This window comes from Streptomyces sp. NPDC087906 (assembly GCF_055584925.1).
In genome coordinates this window covers 799,219-814,037 of sequence record NZ_JBVJLC010000002.1, presented here as the reverse complement: position 1 = coordinate 814,037, position 14,819 = coordinate 799,219, and the positions used below count along the sequence as shown (strand labels likewise).

The window sequence follows — 14,819 nt, the reverse complement described above, 5'->3', positions numbered from 1 at the left end:
CGTCCGTACCGTCAGGAGCCGACCGAGACGGTCCAGCGCCTGGGGTTGCCGTCGAAGGCCGCGCCCGAGACGTCGGGCTGGCCGTCCGGCTGCACGTCGTCGTACGGGAACGCGTAACCGATCGGCGTGTTCGCGTGCAGCACCCGGGCCCAGTGGTTGGTGACCGGGTCCTGGTAGTAGTCGGCGGCCGTCGCGCCGTTCGGCTGGTCCGGGTGGGTCAGCAGGGTGGAGCGGTTGAAGGCGGCGGCGAGCCGGGCGAGCAGCCCCTTCTTGTCGTCCGAGTCGGCCGGGTTGTTGGCGAACGGACCGCTGTTGCAGGTGAAGATGTCCATCGACGTCGGCCTGGCGAAGGTGTGGCCGCCGTTGAAGGTGAGCGTGTCGCCGCTGACCCGGCCGGTGAAGACACCGCGCCCGCCCTGCAGGTCGATCGTCAGGTCCTCGGCCGCGTACTTCTGCCACACCTGGTCGACATAGCTGTCGAAGACGCTCGCGAAGGGCGCGTCACCCGCCAGGTTCTGCGGCGAGATCACCCGCAGCACCCCGCCGTCGGGCCCGCGCAGCACCAGCTTGTCCCACGGGTGCCCGTCCGCCGCCGCCTGGGCCGTGAGCCCGTCGGCGATCCTCTCCAGGGCGCCCTCCGGCAGCGGGGCGACGGTGTGGGTGGCGTCGCCCTCCAGCGTGATGCCGATGGGCAGGGCGGTCGCCAGGTCGACATAGCTGATGTTCGAGTACAACTGGTCCGCGTTGAAGGTGAACTCGCAGAAGGACCAGGTGCGCCCGTAGTTGGGGTCGGACTCCGTCGCGAAGGCCGGCTCCACCAGGGCGGGGCCCGGGTTGAGGAAGAAGTCCAGCTTGTCGTCGCGTACGAAGTAGACACGCGCGCCGTACAACTGGGGGAGCGTCAGCACGACGGGCGCGCTGCCCGCCGCGCCCAGCGGGATCGCGCAGTCGACCGGCAGCGGGGTCTGCGGCGCGCCGGGGGAGTCGGGGCGGTAGACGTCGCCGTCCGGCTTGAGCAGCGTCCAGCCGCCGGTGGCGCCGTCGTGCCCGGTCACGTACGCGTTCACCGAGCCGGGCAGCGATTTGTTCTGGAGTGCCAGCTCGCAGGTGTCTGCGGCCGCCGCGTGCGGGCTGAGCGCGCTGCCCCAGACGGGATAGGTGACGGCGGTGGCGGCGGCTGCCGCGCCGGACAGGAAGAGTCGACGGGATATCACGGATGGTCTCCTGAACTGTCCTGAACTGTGGGGGGTACGCGGCGGCTTGCGGCGGGTGGGGGCCGGGCCGTGCGTTCCGGAAGACTCTCATGTGGTGGGATGGACACGTCAAGAGTTCCTGCTGAGAGCGCTCTCGGACGGACCCGGCGCCCGGGGCCGGCGAACCGGTGCCGTGGAGTCGTCCTGTACCAAGAATCTAGGGAAACCCTACAAGCGGCTGTGCTAGTCGACTGTCCGGTCACCCCTGTCCTGACCCGGTTCTGTCAGGCTCTACCAGGAATACGGCCAGGAGACTGTGTGGAGTCGACGGCGCTTTTTACCGCGTGGTGTTCGTAGGGTTGGTACATGACCGTAGTGGACCAGACGCCGAGCGAGCCCGCCGATACCAGAGGGCGGGTCGCCGAGTTGCACGCCCTGCGCGAGCAGGCCCGCAGAGGGCCCAGCGACCGGGCGACGGAAGCGCAGCATGCCAAGGGCAAGCTGACCGCGCGCGAGCGCATCGCGCTCCTGCTGGACGAGGGATCATTCAGCGAGGTCGAGCAGTTGCGCCGGCACCGCGCGACCGGGTTCGGTCTTGAGGCGAAGAAGCCGTACACCGACGGTGTGATCACCGGCTGGGGCACGGTCGAGGGCCGGACGGTCTTCGTGTACGCCCACGACTTCCGGATCTTCGGCGGCGCGCTCGGCGAGGCGCACGCCACGAAGATCCACAAGATCATGGACATGGCCATCTCGGCCGGTGCCCCGCTGGTCTCCCTGAACGACGGCGCCGGCGCCCGTATCCAGGAAGGTGTCTCCGCGCTCGCCGGGTACGGCGGCATCTTCCAGCGCAACACCCGCGCCTCCGGGGTGATCCCGCAGATCAGCGTGATGCTCGGCCCGTGCGCCGGCGGCGCGGCCTACAGCCCGGCGCTGACCGACTTCGTCTTCATGGTCCGCGACACCTCGCAGATGTTCATCACGGGCCCGGACGTGGTCAAGGCCGTCACCGGCGAGGAGATCACCCAGAACGGCCTCGGCGGCGCCGACGTGCACGCCGAGACCTCCGGCGTCGCGCACTTCGCGTACGACGACGAGGAGACCTGCATCGGCGAGGTGCGCTACCTGCTGTCGATGCTCCCGCAGAACAACCGCGAGAACCCGCCGTCCGTCGAGTCCGACGACCCGGCCGAGCGACGCTCCGACGTCCTGCTCGACCTCGTGCCCGCCGACGGCAACCGCCCGTACGACATGCACAAGGTGATCGAGGAGCTGGTCGACGAGGGCGACTTCCTGGAGGTCCACGAGCGCTGGGCGCGCAACATCATCTGCGCCCTCGCCAGGATCGACGGACAGGTGGTCGGCATCGTCGCCAACCAGCCGCAGTCGCTGGCCGGCGTCCTGGACATCGAGGCGTCGGAGAAAGCGGCACGCTTTGTCCAGATGTGCGACGCTTTCAACATCCCGATCGTCACGCTGCTGGACGTGCCCGGTTTCCTGCCGGGCGTCGACCAGGAGCACGGCGGAATCATCCGGCACGGCGCGAAGTTGCTCTACGCGTACTGCAACGCCACGGTGCCCAGGATCTCGCTGATCCTGCGCAAGGCCTACGGAGGTGCGTACATCGTGATGGACTCCCAGTCCATCGGGGCGGATCTCACCTACGCCTGGCCGACCAACGAGATCGCGGTGATGGGCGCCGAAGGTGCCGCCAACGTCATCTTCCGCAAGCAGATCGCCGAGGCCGAGGACCCCGAGGCCATGCGCGCCCGCATGGTCAAGGAGTACAAGGCCGAGCTGATGCACCCGTACTACGCGGCCGAGCGGGGCCTTGTCGACGACGTCATCGACCCCGCGGAGACCCGGCAGGTACTCGCGAGCGCGCTCGCGATGCTCCGCACCAAACACGCCGACCTGCCGTCCCGCAAGCACGGCAACCCCCCGCAGTAACTGCGGCAGAAGACGGAGACACGACCCTCATGAGCAACCCCATCAACGAATCGCTGCTGCGTGTCGAGAAGGGCCAGGCCGACCCGGAGGAGCTGGCCGCCATCACGGCGGTCCTGCTCGCCCGCGCCGCCGCCACCCCCGAGGCCCCGGCCCACCAGGGCCGCTCCACGGCCGGCTGGCGCCGCCTGGAGCGCACCCCCGGCTTCCGGGCCCCGCACAGTTGGCAGGGCTGACCCACCGGCCGCCCGACGGCTGAGCACCGGCCGTCCGGCACCTCCCCGCACGACGAAGGCCCCGTACTCCTCGGAGTGCGGGGCCTTTCCGTCGCAATGTGTGCGGCCGGTGAGGTGCTGCTAACGAAGCCGTGCCATGAGCGCGTGCTCGACCAGGGTGATGAGACCGCTCTTGGCGTCCGCGCGGTGGCGGGCGTCGGTGGTGATGATCGGGGTGTCAGGTCCGATCTGGAGCGCCTCCCGCACCTCGTCGGGCGTGTAGGGCTGGTGTCCGTCGAAGCCGTTGAGGGCGATGACGAACGGCAGGCCCGAGTTCTCGAAGTAGTCGACCGCGGGGAAGCAGTCGGCGAGCCTGCGGGTGTCGACCAGCACCACGGCGCCGATGGCGCCGCGTACGAGGTCGTCCCACATGAACCAGAAGCGGTCCTGGCCCGGTGTGCCGAAGAGGTAGAGGATCAGGTCCTGGTCGAGGGTGATGCGGCCGAAGTCCATGGCCACCGTGGTGGTGGTCTTGTCCCCGGTATGGGTGAGGTCGTCGATCCCCGCCGATGCGGAGGTCATGACGGCTTCGGTACGCAGCGGGTTGATCTCCGAGACGGCGCCGACGAACGTGGTCTTGCCCACGCCGAATCCGCCCGCCACCACGATCTTCGCGCTGGTGGTTGAGCGGGCTGCACCGCCGCTAGAGCTTGCGAAGTCCACTGAGCACCCTTTCGAGCAGTGTCACATCTGGCTGACCACCGGCGGACTCGTCGCCGCCGGGCTGATGGATGGCGACAAGTCCGGCCTCCGCCAGGTCGGCTACGAGGATCCGGGTGACGCCGAGGGGAATCGAGAGCAGCGCCGAGACCTCGGCCACCGACTTGATCTCGAAACACAACCGGCAGATCCGCTGATGCTCGGGCAACTGCCCTTGCAACTGGGACGGATCGGCCGTCGTACTGACCAGCGCCTCGATGGCGAGCTGGTACCGCGGCCTGGTTCGGCCGCCAGTCATGGCGTACGGCCGCACCAGGGGGTTGTGCGGTCCCATGGTGGGCTCGGGCGCGGGCTCGGGGGCCCACATCGGCTGTACCGGCTGGATGCGCGACGGCGGCTGGTCGTAGGGGTCGAACGGCTGCTGTCCGCCGGGAGAGGGCGCACCGAAGCGGTTCCGGGCATGCTCTCCCGGCACCTGCTGGGAACCGTCGTAACGGTAACCACCTGGGGGTGTAGCCACGTTTCCTCCTCCGACTGCCGGCCGCCGGTCCACGTCCCTGCGGAGCCGCGCCACCGCACCCTATGGTGCGGTGGCGAGAAGCGCACTGTCTGTTAGTTGAGAAGACTTCCCTGAAGCTCGGCGCGCAGGTCGGGGGTGAGGACCGTCCCCGCGCGATCGACCAGAAGCGCCATCTCGTACCCGACGAGGCCGATGTCGGCCTCGGGATGGGCGAGGACGGCCAGTGAGGAGCCGTCCGAGACGGACATGATGAAGAGAAAACCGCGGTCCATCTCGACGACGGTCTGGTTCACCGCGCCGCCTTCGAAGATCCGGGAGGCCCCCGCGGTGAGCGAGGTCAGTCCTGAGGCGACGGCGGCGAGCTGGTCGGCCCGGTCGCGGGGGAAGCCTTCGGACATCGCCAGTAGGAGTCCGTCGGCGGAGACCACCACCGTGTGGGACACCCCGGGGGTGTTGTCCACGAAGTTGGTGATCAACCAGTTCAGATTCTGCGCCGCCTGGCTCATCGGGCTCACACTAACGCTCCTGGTTGTAGGTACTGCCCGAGCCGTCGCCCGGTCCGTTCTTGTCCGCTCCCGCGTCGCGGCCCCGCTGGACGCCGCGGCGCAGATTGCTCAGCCTGCCGCGGATGTCCTCCGGCGCCCGGGAGATCTGGGGGCCGCCCTGCTGGGTCTGCTCCGCCGCTCCCTCGACCAGATTGGCCTTGGGTACGCGCCGCGGCAGTCCCGACGAGGTGATTCCGCCCGCCTTGGGTTCACGGAGCTTCTCCGCCCGGTGCCAGCGATCGTCGTTCATCGAGCGCCAGTCCTGGGTGCCGTCCGCCTCGCTGTGCCCATTCTGCCCGCTCTGGTCGGGCTGTGGGGCCTGTCCGGGCTGACTCGGCTGGTTGAGCGGTGCTTCGTCCTGCCCCGCGGGCTGCCATTCCCGCTTCTCCCGCTGCTGGGTGCCGCCGCGCAGCGGCAGACCTGCTTCGGTCACGGCGTGGCTGGTGCTCGGCGAGGGTCCGGGACGGTCGAAGCCTACGCGGTCCGCGGCCTTGCCGGGACCGCCAGGAGCGGATTCCGGTTCCGGTTGTGACTCGGATTGGAAGCCGTTGTGATACGCCCCCTGATCGGCCCACTCGCCCTGCCGGGGCTGCGGGTCGAAGGGGTTCACATACGGTGCGTCCGTGCTCTGCCCGGTGCTGAACGGGTCTTCCGTATAACTCTGGGCGTAGGTCTCGGGCGCGCGGTACTCGCCGTACTGCCCGAAGGCGTCAGGCTGCCCGTTCGCCGCGTCAGGCTGCCCGTATTCGGCGGACCCGGTGAGCTGCGGGGTGTAGCCGGCGCCGTACGGCGTCTCCTCGCTCTGCCCCTCGTACGCGCCGGTCTCCTGCGGGGCGTACGTGCCGTCCTGCTGGTCGCGGTACCGGCCGTCCACCTGGTCGCTGAAGAGCGGCCCGCCCGCGGTCCCGCCACTGTCGGCGCCGGTGTCGTTCGACGACTGGGCCTCCACCGCGGCCCGCCGCTCCTCGCGCATCAGCGAGCGGTTGACGGGGTTGAGTCTGCGCGGGTCGGAAGCGGCCGGCTCCTCGTCGTAGCGGGAGTCGTCGAAGCCCAGCTCGGCCGCTGTCAGCATGGAGCGGCCGTTGAACGACTGCTCGCGCGGCGCGGGGAGCTGGTCGGGGATGATCTGCGAGACGGTGAAGTCGTCCGGGGCCGGTACGGGTTCGCCGCCGCCGCCGTGGGTGATCGCGTTGGGGAGCATCACCAGCGACGTGGTGCCCGCCTGCTCGCCCGAGGGGCGGAGCTGGACCCGGATGCCGTGCCGGTCCGCCAGCCGGCCGACCACGAAGAGCCCCATCCGCTGCGAGACCGCGGCGTCCACGGTCGGCGGGTTGGCCAGCTTGTGGTTGATGTCGGCGAAGTCCTCGGCGGTGAGGCCGATGCCCTTGTCGTGGATCTCGATCATCACCCGGCCGTCGGGCAGCCGGGTCGCCGTGACCCTGACCTTCGTCTGCGGCGACGAGAAGGTGGTGGCATTCTCCAGCAGCTCGGCGAGGAGATGGACGAGGTCGGTCACCGACTGGCCGTGGATGTCCGTCTCGGGGACGCCGGTCAGCTCTATCCGCTCGTACGACTCGACCTCGGAGGAGGCGGCCCGCAGGACGTCGACCAGCGGCACCGGCTGGTTCCACCGGCGGCCCGGCTCCTCGCCCGCCAGGACCAGCAGGTTCTCGCCGTTGCGGCGCATACGGGTGGCGAGGTGGTCCAGCTTGAAGAGGTTCTCGAGCTGCTCCGGCTCGCCCTCGTTGTTCTCCAGCTCGGTGATCAGGGTGAGCTGGCCCTCGATCAGCGACTGGTTGCGGCGCGAGAGGTTGGTGAAGATCGCATTGACGTTTCCGCGCAGCATGGCCTGCTCGGCGGCGAGCCGGACCGCCTCGCGGTGCACCTGGTCGAAGGCGCGGGCGACCTCGCCGATCTCGTCCGTGCTGGTGACCGGGATCGGCTCGACGCGGGTGTCGACCCGGCCGGGCTCGGTCCTGGACAACTGGTCGACCAGCATCGGCAGCCGCTGCTCGGCGACGGCGAAGGCGGCCGTACGCAGCGTCCGCATCGAGCGGCTCATCTGGCGCGCCATCATCCCGGCGAGTACGAAGGCGATCAGCAGCGCCACCAGCACGATCGCGCCGTTGGTGATCGCGTCGTTCCTGGCGTCGTCGGAGATCTGCCCGGCGTCGGTGACCGCCCGGTCGACCAGGCCCTTCTCCAGGATCGTGTAGCCGTCGAACTTGGCGGTCGAGGCCGCCATCCACGCCTCGGGGGTGACCCCGCGCTCGGCGAGCTGCTCGGGGCTCGCGCCGGTGGCGATGGCCGCGACCATGCCGTCGAGCACGGAGCCCTGCCGGCTGGGCGGCGGGGTGAAGTCCTGCCCCGCCGCTGCCGCTTGCTGCTGGGCGGCGGCGAGCTTCCTGGCGCCCGCCGCCGTCTCCTTCTTCATGACGTCCTGCAGCCGCTTCGTGTCCTCGGCGGTGCCGCCCGACCCGTACTCCTGGACGGCGATGCCCTCCAGGTACGCGTACGACGTGAAGGCGATCGTCTGGCCGCCCCTGATGTCGGGCTTCTGGCTGGGCCGTACCAGCAGATGCATCCCGATGGACCGCTGCAGCGAGCCCGCCGCCTTGGCGAGCTGGACGGAGTAGAGGGTGCGGCCGTAACTCGTGATGTTGCTGGTGCCCAGGCCCAGTTCGTTGGAGAACTCCATGAGGGAGTGCTGGATCTGCACATAGCCCTCTTCGGTCGCCACCGGACCGCCGCGGCTGCCGGTCTTGTCCGGGGTCTCCACCGCCGCCGTATAAGCGATCTTGCGCAGCGCCGCGAGTTTGGGCTCCTCACCGCGGAACAGGTCGAGCCGGCGCTTCAGCCCCTGTTTCCGGGGCATGTTCCGTACGGCGGAGTCGAACCTCTTCTTCGCCGCGTCCGTGTCGGCCCTGCTCCGCACCACGATCTTGGCGTCGCGCTTGTTGGTCAGCAACGGCTGGGCCGTCAGGTCGCGTTCGTCGAGCAGTGCCTGGCTGTAGTCCGAGGCGGCGCGTACGACGAGGGCGGTGCGCTCGGCGTCCTGGGCCTCCCGCCAGGTGCCTATCGACCCCTTGACCTGGAAGCCGCCCATCACGAGTCCGACCAGAACCGGAATCAGCAGAATGGCGTTCAGCCGGGTGGCCACACGCCAGTTGCTCGGGGCCAGCCGGCCCCGCTTCCGGTCCGGGGAGCTCGCCTTGCTTCGCCTCACTCGACCAACAACCTCTCGGCGTCGGCACCTACGTTGTGCCGTGTTTCGATCAGGGCCGTACTACTCGGGAGTCGTCGCATTCCAGCACGGCGGCGGCCTCATTCCAAACAGTGGGAATCAGCCATTCCAAGTGGTCCAGGCCGCAGATAAAACGGGCATAAAGAGCGAGGCCCGTCAAAAGAGCGAGTGGAGGTAAGCACAGGGGTACCACTCGAATGCGACGAGTGCCCGATGCCGGTGAATTCTCTGTCGAACTGTTATGAACGCGGAGAGGGACCGTGTCGGACGACACAGTCCGTTCTCCGGGCTGTCTACGGCAACTGCCGTAGCGGTTCGTCTACTTGAGCCGCGCCATCAGCGCGTGCTCGACGAGCGTGATGAGACCGCTCTTCGCGTCCGCGCGGTGCCGGGCGTCCGTGGTGATGATCGGGGTGTCGGGTCCGATCTGCAGCGCCTCGCGCACCTCTTCCGGAGTGTAGGGCTGATGTCCGTCGAAGCCGTTGAGGGCGATGACGAACGGCAGGCCCGAGTTCTCGAAGTAGTCGACCGCGGGGAAGCAGTCGGCGAGCCTGCGGGTGTCCACCAGCACGATGGCACCGATGGCGCCGCGTACCAGGTCGTCCCACATGAACCAGAAGCGGTCCTGGCCCGGCGTGCCGAAGAGGTAGAGGATCAGGTCCTGGTCAAGAGTAATACGGCCGAAGTCCATGGCCACCGTCGTGGTGGTCTTGTCCCCGGTGTGCGTGAGGTCGTCGATCCCCGCCGATGCGGAGGTCATGACGGCTTCGGTACGCAGCGGGTTGATCTCCGAGACGGCGCCGACGAACGTGGTCTTGCCCACGCCGAATCCGCCCGCCACCACGATCTTCGCGCTGGTGGTCGACCGGGCCGCGCCGCCGCTAGAGCTTGCGAAGTCCACTGAGCACCCTTTCGAGCAGTGTTACATCCGGCGTGCCGCCGGCCTCTCCGTTACCCGGCTGGTGGATGGCCACCATGCCCGCTTCCGCCAGGTCGGCCACGAGGATCCGGGCGACCCCCAGCGGCATCGTCAGCAGCGCCGACACCTCGGCGACCGACTTGACCTCGCGGCACAGGTGGCAGATCCGCTGGTGCTCGGGGAGCAGCGTGGCCAGGTGGGCCGGGTCCGCTGTCGTACTGACCAGCGCCTCGATGGCGAGCTGGTACCGCGGCCGGGTACGGCCGCCGGTCATGGCGTATGGACGTACCAGCGGCTGATCGCCCTCAGGTCCGTACGACGCGTCGACCGATGCGCCGTACGGGTCGTGAGAGGCGGGTGGCGGGGTCATGAATCCTCCGGGCGTGACAGCAAGATGTCTGCGTGCCGTCTGACTGGGCCGGTGGGGGGCCGGGGGGCGGTGGCCGGACGGTGTTGAGCGTTGCGGGCGGTGCCGTGAGGAAACCTCAGTGCAGCAGGCTTCCCTGAAGCTCGGCGCGCAGGTCGGGGGTGAGGACCGTCCCCGCGCGATCGACCAGGAGGGCCATCTCGTATCCCACCAGGCCGATGTCGCACTCGGGGTGGGCGAGTACGGCCAGGGAGGAACCGTCGGAAACGGACATGAGGAAGAGGAAGCCGCGCTCCATCTCCACCACGGTCTGGTTGACCGGGCCGCCTTCGAAGATCCGGGAAGCCCCCGCGGTGAGCGAGGTCAGGCCGGATGCCACGGCCGCGAGCTGGTCGGCTCGGTCGCGGGGGAAGCCCTCGGACATGGCCAGCAGAAGTCCGTCCGCGGAGACCACCACCGTGTGGGACACCCCGGGGGTGTTGTCCACGAAGTTGGTGATCAACCAGTTCAGATTCTGCGCAGCCTGACTCATCGGACTCAACTAACGCTCCTGCTGGTGAGAGGGGCCGAGGTTGAAGCTGTTGTTCGACGGGCCGGTGTTGCCGGCCTGCCGCCCTTGCTGGATACCCCGGCGAAGATTGGTCAGCCTGCCGCGTACGTCCGCCGGTGCACGAGACACCTGCGGACCGGCCTGGTTGTTCTGTTCCTGCGCGGTACCGGGCACCAGATTGGCACGCGGTACCCGGCGGGGCAGACCGGATGTGGTGATTCCGCCCGCCGCCGGCTTCCTGACCCGCTCCGCCTGGCGTACCAGCTCGTCGTTGGGTGACGTGCGCCAGGAGGAGGTGAGCCCCGAACCGTTGCTGACCGGGCCGGTGGACGACCCCTGGTTGAAGGAGCCGGAACCGTTGGTGGCGGGAGCGTTGCCGACCGGTCCGCGCGCGGGCTCGCGGCGCGGCATCGGGGGCGGCGTGGGCTCCTGCGGCCGGTGGGCCGCGGGAGCCTGCTGCTCCGGCGGGCGTTCGGCGCTCTGCGCGCTCTGCGGACCGTGGAACCAGTTGGTCTCCAGGGTGTCGTAGAGCGGCGTACGGCCGTCACCGGGACCGGCGGGCGGCAGCGCGTCGGGCTGGCGCTGTCCGGGACCCTGGTAGCCGCCCTGCGCACCGGGCGCCTGCGGCCGCTGGCCCTGGAAGTCCTGCTGCCTGCCGTACTGCTGGTCCTGGGCCGGCGCCTGCGGAGCGTTGTAGTCGGCCGGTGCGCGGTAGTCGGACTGCGGGTAGCCGCCCTGCTGGCCCTGGACGGGGCCGCTCGGGGCGCCGAAGTCCTGCTGCGCGGTGAAGTCCGGCCGCGGTGCGTTGAAGTCCGGACGGGCGAACTGCTCGGTGGACGCGGGGTCCTGGCCGCCGGCCCGGGGAGCGTCCGGGCGCGGCCCGTTGAAGTCCGGGCGCGCGAACTCGGCCGTGGCGGCGGGCCCTTGCAGGTCGGCCTGCGGGAACTGACCGGAGTCGTGCTCCTCGTGGCCGCGGGGAGCGTCCATCGCGGGCTGCTGCCGCGCGGACTGCTGGTCGCTGCCCCAGGTGGTGGTCTGCGGCGGCTGCGGGCGCTGCGGACGGGGGTTGCCGCCCGGCAGCTCGGCGCGCGGTCCGCCGGGGGGCGGCAACTGCCTGCCCCGGTCGGCGAGGGGCGCGTTGCCCTGCTGGCCCTGGTTCTGCTGGCCGGGGAACGGACTCTGGCCCCTGGAGCCGAAGTTGTTCTGCCCGCCGGGGCCGCCGGGGCCCGCGGAGCCGCTGTTGCCGAACGCCTGGGCCAGGCCCTGGTTCTGCTGGCCGGCGTGCGGCGGCTGGCCCGGGTGCTGGCCGCTGCCGAACGCGTTCTGGGCGAAGACGTTGGGCACGGGGCCCTGACCGGCGCCCTGGCCCTGCGGGTCCGTCTGCGGACCGCCGTTGAACCCGCCGCCGTTCTGCGGTCCGCCACGGGCGGGCAGCGCGGCGCGCGGCGCCGTACCGGCACCGACCTGGCCGCGCGGAGCACCTGCGGGAAGCCGCCCGGGAGCGCCGGAGCCGGCACCGGGAGGGCCGCCGGCGGGACCTGTGCCGAGACCTGCCCTGCCGCCCTGCTGGGCGCCGGGTCCTGCGGTGAGCCGGGAGGCGGGCGGCTGGGCGGAGCCCGCGGGACCCGCTGCGCCTGCCTTGCCCGGAGCCTTCTTGCCGCCGTGCGCGACGTCGACCGGCAGCATGACCAGCGCGGTCGTACCACCGGAGTCGGAGGGCCTGAGCTGGATCCTGATGCCGTGGCGCAGGGACAGCCGGCCGACCACGAACAGACCCATGCGGCGGGAGACGGACACGTCCACGGTGGGCGGCGAGGCCAGCCGCTCGTTGATCGCCGCCAGGTCCTCGGGGGACAGGCCGATACCGGTGTCGTGGATCTCGACCAGCACCCGGCCGTCGGGCAGCGCGTGACCGGTGACCCGGACCTTCGTCTGCGGCGACGAGAACGACGTCGCGTTCTCCAGCAGCTCGGCGAGCAGGTGCACGAGGTCGTTGACGACGCGTCCCGCGACCTCGGTGGCCGGGACCGCGGCGAGTTCGATGCGCTCGTACTGCTCCACCTCGGACGCGGCGGCGCGCAGCACGTCGACCAGCGGGACGGGCCTGGTCCACCGGCGGCCCGGCTCCTCACCGGCGAGGACCAGCAGGTTCTCACCGTTACGGCGCATACGGGTCGCGAGGTGGTCGAGCTTGAACAGCGAGGAGAGCTGGTCGGGGTCGGCCTCGCGGGACTCCAGTTCGGAGATCAGCGAGAGCTGGCGCTGGATCAGGCCCTGGCTGCGGCGCGAGAGGTTGGTGAACATCGCGTTGACGTTGCCTCGCAGCAGCGCCTGCTCGGCGGCCAGTCGGACCGCCTCGCGGTGCACGTCGTCGAAGGCCGCGGCCACCTGGCCGATCTCGTCCCGTGAGTGCACACCGACCGACTCGACGGAGGTGTCGACGTCCTGCGGGTCGGTCTCGGAGAGCTGCTTGACCAGCTCGGGCAGCCGGTCCTGGGCGACCCGGGTCGCGGTGTCCTGCAGCCGCCGCAGCGAGCGGATCATGGACCGGGCGACCACGAAGGCGCCGACCAGCGAGACGCCGAGGACCAGCAGGATCAGCGCCGCGTTGATGATCGCGTCGCGCTGCGAACTGCTGCGCAGCTCCCGGGCCTTGCTCTCCATCTCGTTGAGCAGCGTGGCTTCGATGGTCTTCATCGCGTTGATGCGCGTGGAGGCCTGGTCGGTCCAGTCCAGGTACGACCGGTTGACCTGGTTCTCCAGGCCGTCCTTCGAGCCGAGCACCGGGTCGGCGTACTTCTCGGACGCCTGGATCTCCGGGTTGCCCTGGCCGTTCAGGGGCGCCATCAGCTCTTCGGCGTCGCCGCCCATGGACTCGTACAGCGAGCTGAACGTGGTGAGCGAGTTCCGCTCCTTGTTCATCGCCGCGAGGCCGTAGAGGCGGTCGTTCTCGTTGAGCTGACCGCGCTGCCTCGGGTCGGCGGGGAGCGCGGCGGCGATGATGGCCCGCTGGATGGACGCGTACTCCTTCGCCGAGGAGAACGCCGCCAGCGCGCGTGTCCGCTTGATCATGTCGGGGTTGCTGGTCGCCTGCGCCATGTCCTGCGAGAGGCTCAGCAGAGAGGTGATCAGTCCGTCGTAAGCGTCGACCGTCAGGGAGTGCGACGTCTTCGACTGGTAGGCGTCCCGCCGGATGTCGTTGATCTGGTTGACCTGGGCCGCGATCTGCTCGACGTTCGAGCGGATGCTCTCCAGCGCCTGGTCGCCGTCGGTGTTGCCGATGTCGACGGTGGCGTCGAGGAACGCCTTCTTCGCCCGGTCGGTCTGGACGCGCTCGTTCTTGATCCGGGTGTCGGTCGACTTGACGCCGTTGCTGAGCGGCCCCGCCGACTCGTCGCGCTCCGTCTGGAGCTGCGTGGCGAGATTCGTCGCTTCCTTCGTCATCTTGGTCAGCAACTGCATGTGCTCAAGCTGCTGGATGTCGTTGAGCGAGTCGTTGATGCGGAATCCACCCAGGGTGGTGGCGGCGACCACCGGCAGGGCGAGCAGGGACACCAGACGGGTGCTGATGCGCCAGTTGCGCAGGGCTATTCGTGAGCCCGCGTCGCTCGGACCTGCGGGCTTGGGCGCTGTCTGCGCCCCTTCGCCGCCCGGTGCCGCGCCCGGCCGAGCGGCGCGGTCGCCGCTTTCGCCGGACGGTGCGGAACCCGGGTTCTGGGTGTGCTGGGGCGAGGAGCCGCGGTCGATTCCGCTGCGGGGCTCCTGCTCCGCCGCAGCGCTGCTATCCCTCTTCGAACGTCCCTGCACTAGCGTCGCAACCTCTGGACCAGGCGTCCGCCGCAGAACGGCAGGACGGTGTCGGCGTTGTGGGGCGTGGAACGCCCCCCATGGTGGTCGTGAGTGACCGGCGCTACTCCCCTTCCCCGCCACCACTCGGCGCTGCGTTGCGCCCCTGTGCGCCGGCTTCAAACCCGCGGCGGTGGGGGGAATTCCAGCACAGTGCAGGATCTCCAACAAGGGCCGCGTACCGGGCTGTGACCTGTATGACACGGTGTAATTGACGTGTCACGAGCAGTAGAAAGTGTTCATGGAGGAAAGGGGCGATTCCCGGCGACCCGACTACCGGTAGGGGGTGTCCAGGACCTGTTGATCGGCAGCGGAATGCAACGTTCCGTGATGCATTGTCCGTTTCCTTGGTGGTAGGCACCTGTCGGGAATGGGCGAAATGCCCGTCAACTGGTGAGCAAACTCACACGGAGATCGCTGCTGGATCCCGTCCGTGCGGGGGAATGGGATGTTTAGCCTGACGCTTTACAGGGACGGCACATCCGACAAGCGGCGCCCCGGCGCCCCACGCGACAAGGGTCTGACACCGCAGATGAAGACGACGATGATGTTCCGCAACACCGCCAACCCCAGGCGCACCACCCTGGCACACCTCGCCGACGCCGACGAACTGCGCCCCGCGGAGCAGCCGGAACACCCCGTCACGCTGCCGACCCGGACCGCCAACCCCCGCCGCACGAAGCTGATGGACGCGCCCGTCGCGCCGCAGCCCCCTGAGCAGGTCCCCGCAGACCGGTGACACGCGCTGCCGTC

At 69.7% G+C, this 14,819-nt stretch carries 12 protein-coding genes; 3 read left to right on the top strand and 9 right to left on the bottom strand.

What is annotated here, in order from left to right; all coding sequences use genetic code 11:
* Nucleotides 1-11 precede the first annotated feature (11 nt).
* The gene (locus ACZ63I_RS08985; protein ID WP_469336791.1) at nucleotides 12-1,214 is read right to left on the bottom strand and encodes a glycoside hydrolase family 64 protein; all 1,203 of its coding nucleotides are present in this window, start codon (nucleotides 1,212-1,214) and stop codon (nucleotides 12-14) included.
* 345 nt (nucleotides 1,215-1,559) lie between these two features.
* On the opposite strand from ACZ63I_RS08985, the gene ACZ63I_RS08980 reads away from it, so the two are divergent.
* A complete protein-coding gene (locus ACZ63I_RS08980) occupies nucleotides 1,560-3,143 on the top strand; it encodes an acyl-CoA carboxylase subunit beta (protein ID WP_469336789.1) in 1,584 nt (527 codons plus the stop codon).
* A 29-nt stretch (nucleotides 3,144-3,172) separates the two neighbouring features.
* The gene (locus ACZ63I_RS08975; protein WP_041984032.1) at nucleotides 3,173-3,376 is read left to right on the top strand and encodes an acyl-CoA carboxylase subunit epsilon; all 204 of its coding nucleotides are present in this window, start codon (nucleotides 3,173-3,175) and stop codon (nucleotides 3,374-3,376) included.
* Nucleotides 3,377-3,496: 120 nt separating this feature from the next.
* Here ACZ63I_RS08975 and ACZ63I_RS08970 read toward each other — a convergent pair whose 3' ends face one another.
* From ACZ63I_RS08970 to ACZ63I_RS08935, 8 genes are all read right to left on the bottom strand, one after another.
* Nucleotides 3,497-4,078, bottom strand: a complete 582-nt coding sequence (locus ACZ63I_RS08970) for a GTP-binding protein (protein WP_031229389.1) — start codon at nucleotides 4,076-4,078, stop codon at nucleotides 3,497-3,499.
* Nucleotides 4,059-4,595: a DUF742 domain-containing protein gene (locus ACZ63I_RS08965; protein ID WP_469336787.1), complete on the bottom strand. Its 537-nt coding sequence runs from the start codon at nucleotides 4,593-4,595 to the stop codon at nucleotides 4,059-4,061. The genes ACZ63I_RS08970 and ACZ63I_RS08965 overlap by 20 nt, the downstream gene beginning before the upstream one ends.
* Before the next feature lie 92 nt (nucleotides 4,596-4,687).
* Nucleotides 4,688-5,101 carry a roadblock/LC7 domain-containing protein gene (locus ACZ63I_RS08960; RefSeq protein WP_041995023.1) on the bottom strand — a complete coding sequence of 138 codons (414 nt, stop codon included), beginning with the start codon at nucleotides 5,099-5,101 and terminating at the stop codon, nucleotides 4,688-4,690.
* A 10-nt stretch (nucleotides 5,102-5,111) separates the two neighbouring features.
* Complete coding sequence (locus ACZ63I_RS08955) at nucleotides 5,112-8,366, bottom strand: sensor histidine kinase (RefSeq protein ID WP_469336785.1); 3,255 nt, start codon at nucleotides 8,364-8,366, stop codon at nucleotides 5,112-5,114.
* 337 nt (nucleotides 8,367-8,703) lie between these two features.
* Nucleotides 8,704-9,285, bottom strand: a complete 582-nt coding sequence (locus ACZ63I_RS08950; RefSeq protein WP_041984026.1) for a GTP-binding protein — start codon at nucleotides 9,283-9,285, stop codon at nucleotides 8,704-8,706.
* A complete protein-coding gene (locus ACZ63I_RS08945) occupies nucleotides 9,266-9,673 on the bottom strand; it encodes a DUF742 domain-containing protein (RefSeq protein WP_030351795.1) in 408 nt (135 codons plus the stop codon). Before ACZ63I_RS08945 ends, ACZ63I_RS08950 begins: the two co-directional genes overlap by 20 nt.
* A gap of 115 nt (nucleotides 9,674-9,788) precedes the next feature.
* Nucleotides 9,789-10,202 carry a roadblock/LC7 domain-containing protein gene (locus ACZ63I_RS08940; RefSeq protein ID WP_030351794.1) on the bottom strand — a complete coding sequence of 138 codons (414 nt, stop codon included), beginning with the start codon at nucleotides 10,200-10,202 and terminating at the stop codon, nucleotides 9,789-9,791.
* A gap of 9 nt (nucleotides 10,203-10,211) precedes the next feature.
* Nucleotides 10,212-14,027, bottom strand: a complete 3,816-nt coding sequence (locus ACZ63I_RS08935; RefSeq protein ID WP_469336782.1) for a sensor histidine kinase — start codon at nucleotides 14,025-14,027, stop codon at nucleotides 10,212-10,214.
* 571 nt (nucleotides 14,028-14,598) lie between these two features.
* Between ACZ63I_RS08935 and ACZ63I_RS08930 the strand changes: the two genes are divergently transcribed.
* Nucleotides 14,599-14,805 (top strand): hypothetical protein, encoded by a 207-nt coding sequence (locus ACZ63I_RS08930; RefSeq protein WP_469336780.1) that lies wholly within the window; start codon nucleotides 14,599-14,601, stop codon nucleotides 14,803-14,805.
* Nucleotides 14,806-14,819: the final 14 nt, after the last annotated feature.

Coding starts and splice junctions, on each gene's coding strand:
- ACZ63I_RS08980 (WP_469336789.1), top strand. CDS start 1,560: ATGACCGTAGTGGACCAGACGCCGAGCGAGCCCGCCGATACCAGAGGG.
- ACZ63I_RS08975 (WP_041984032.1), top strand. CDS start 3,173: ATGAGCAACCCCATCAACGAATCGCTGCTGCGTGTCGAGAAGGGCCAG.
- ACZ63I_RS08960 (WP_041995023.1), bottom strand. CDS start 5,101: ATGAGCCAGGCGGCGCAGAATCTGAACTGGTTGATCACCAACTTCGTG.
- ACZ63I_RS08945 (WP_030351795.1), bottom strand. CDS start 9,673: ATGACCCCGCCACCCGCCTCTCACGACCCGTACGGCGCATCGGTCGAC.
- ACZ63I_RS08940 (WP_030351794.1), bottom strand. CDS start 10,202: ATGAGTCAGGCTGCGCAGAATCTGAACTGGTTGATCACCAACTTCGTG.
- ACZ63I_RS08930 (WP_469336780.1), top strand. CDS start 14,599: ATGAAGACGACGATGATGTTCCGCAACACCGCCAACCCCAGGCGCACC.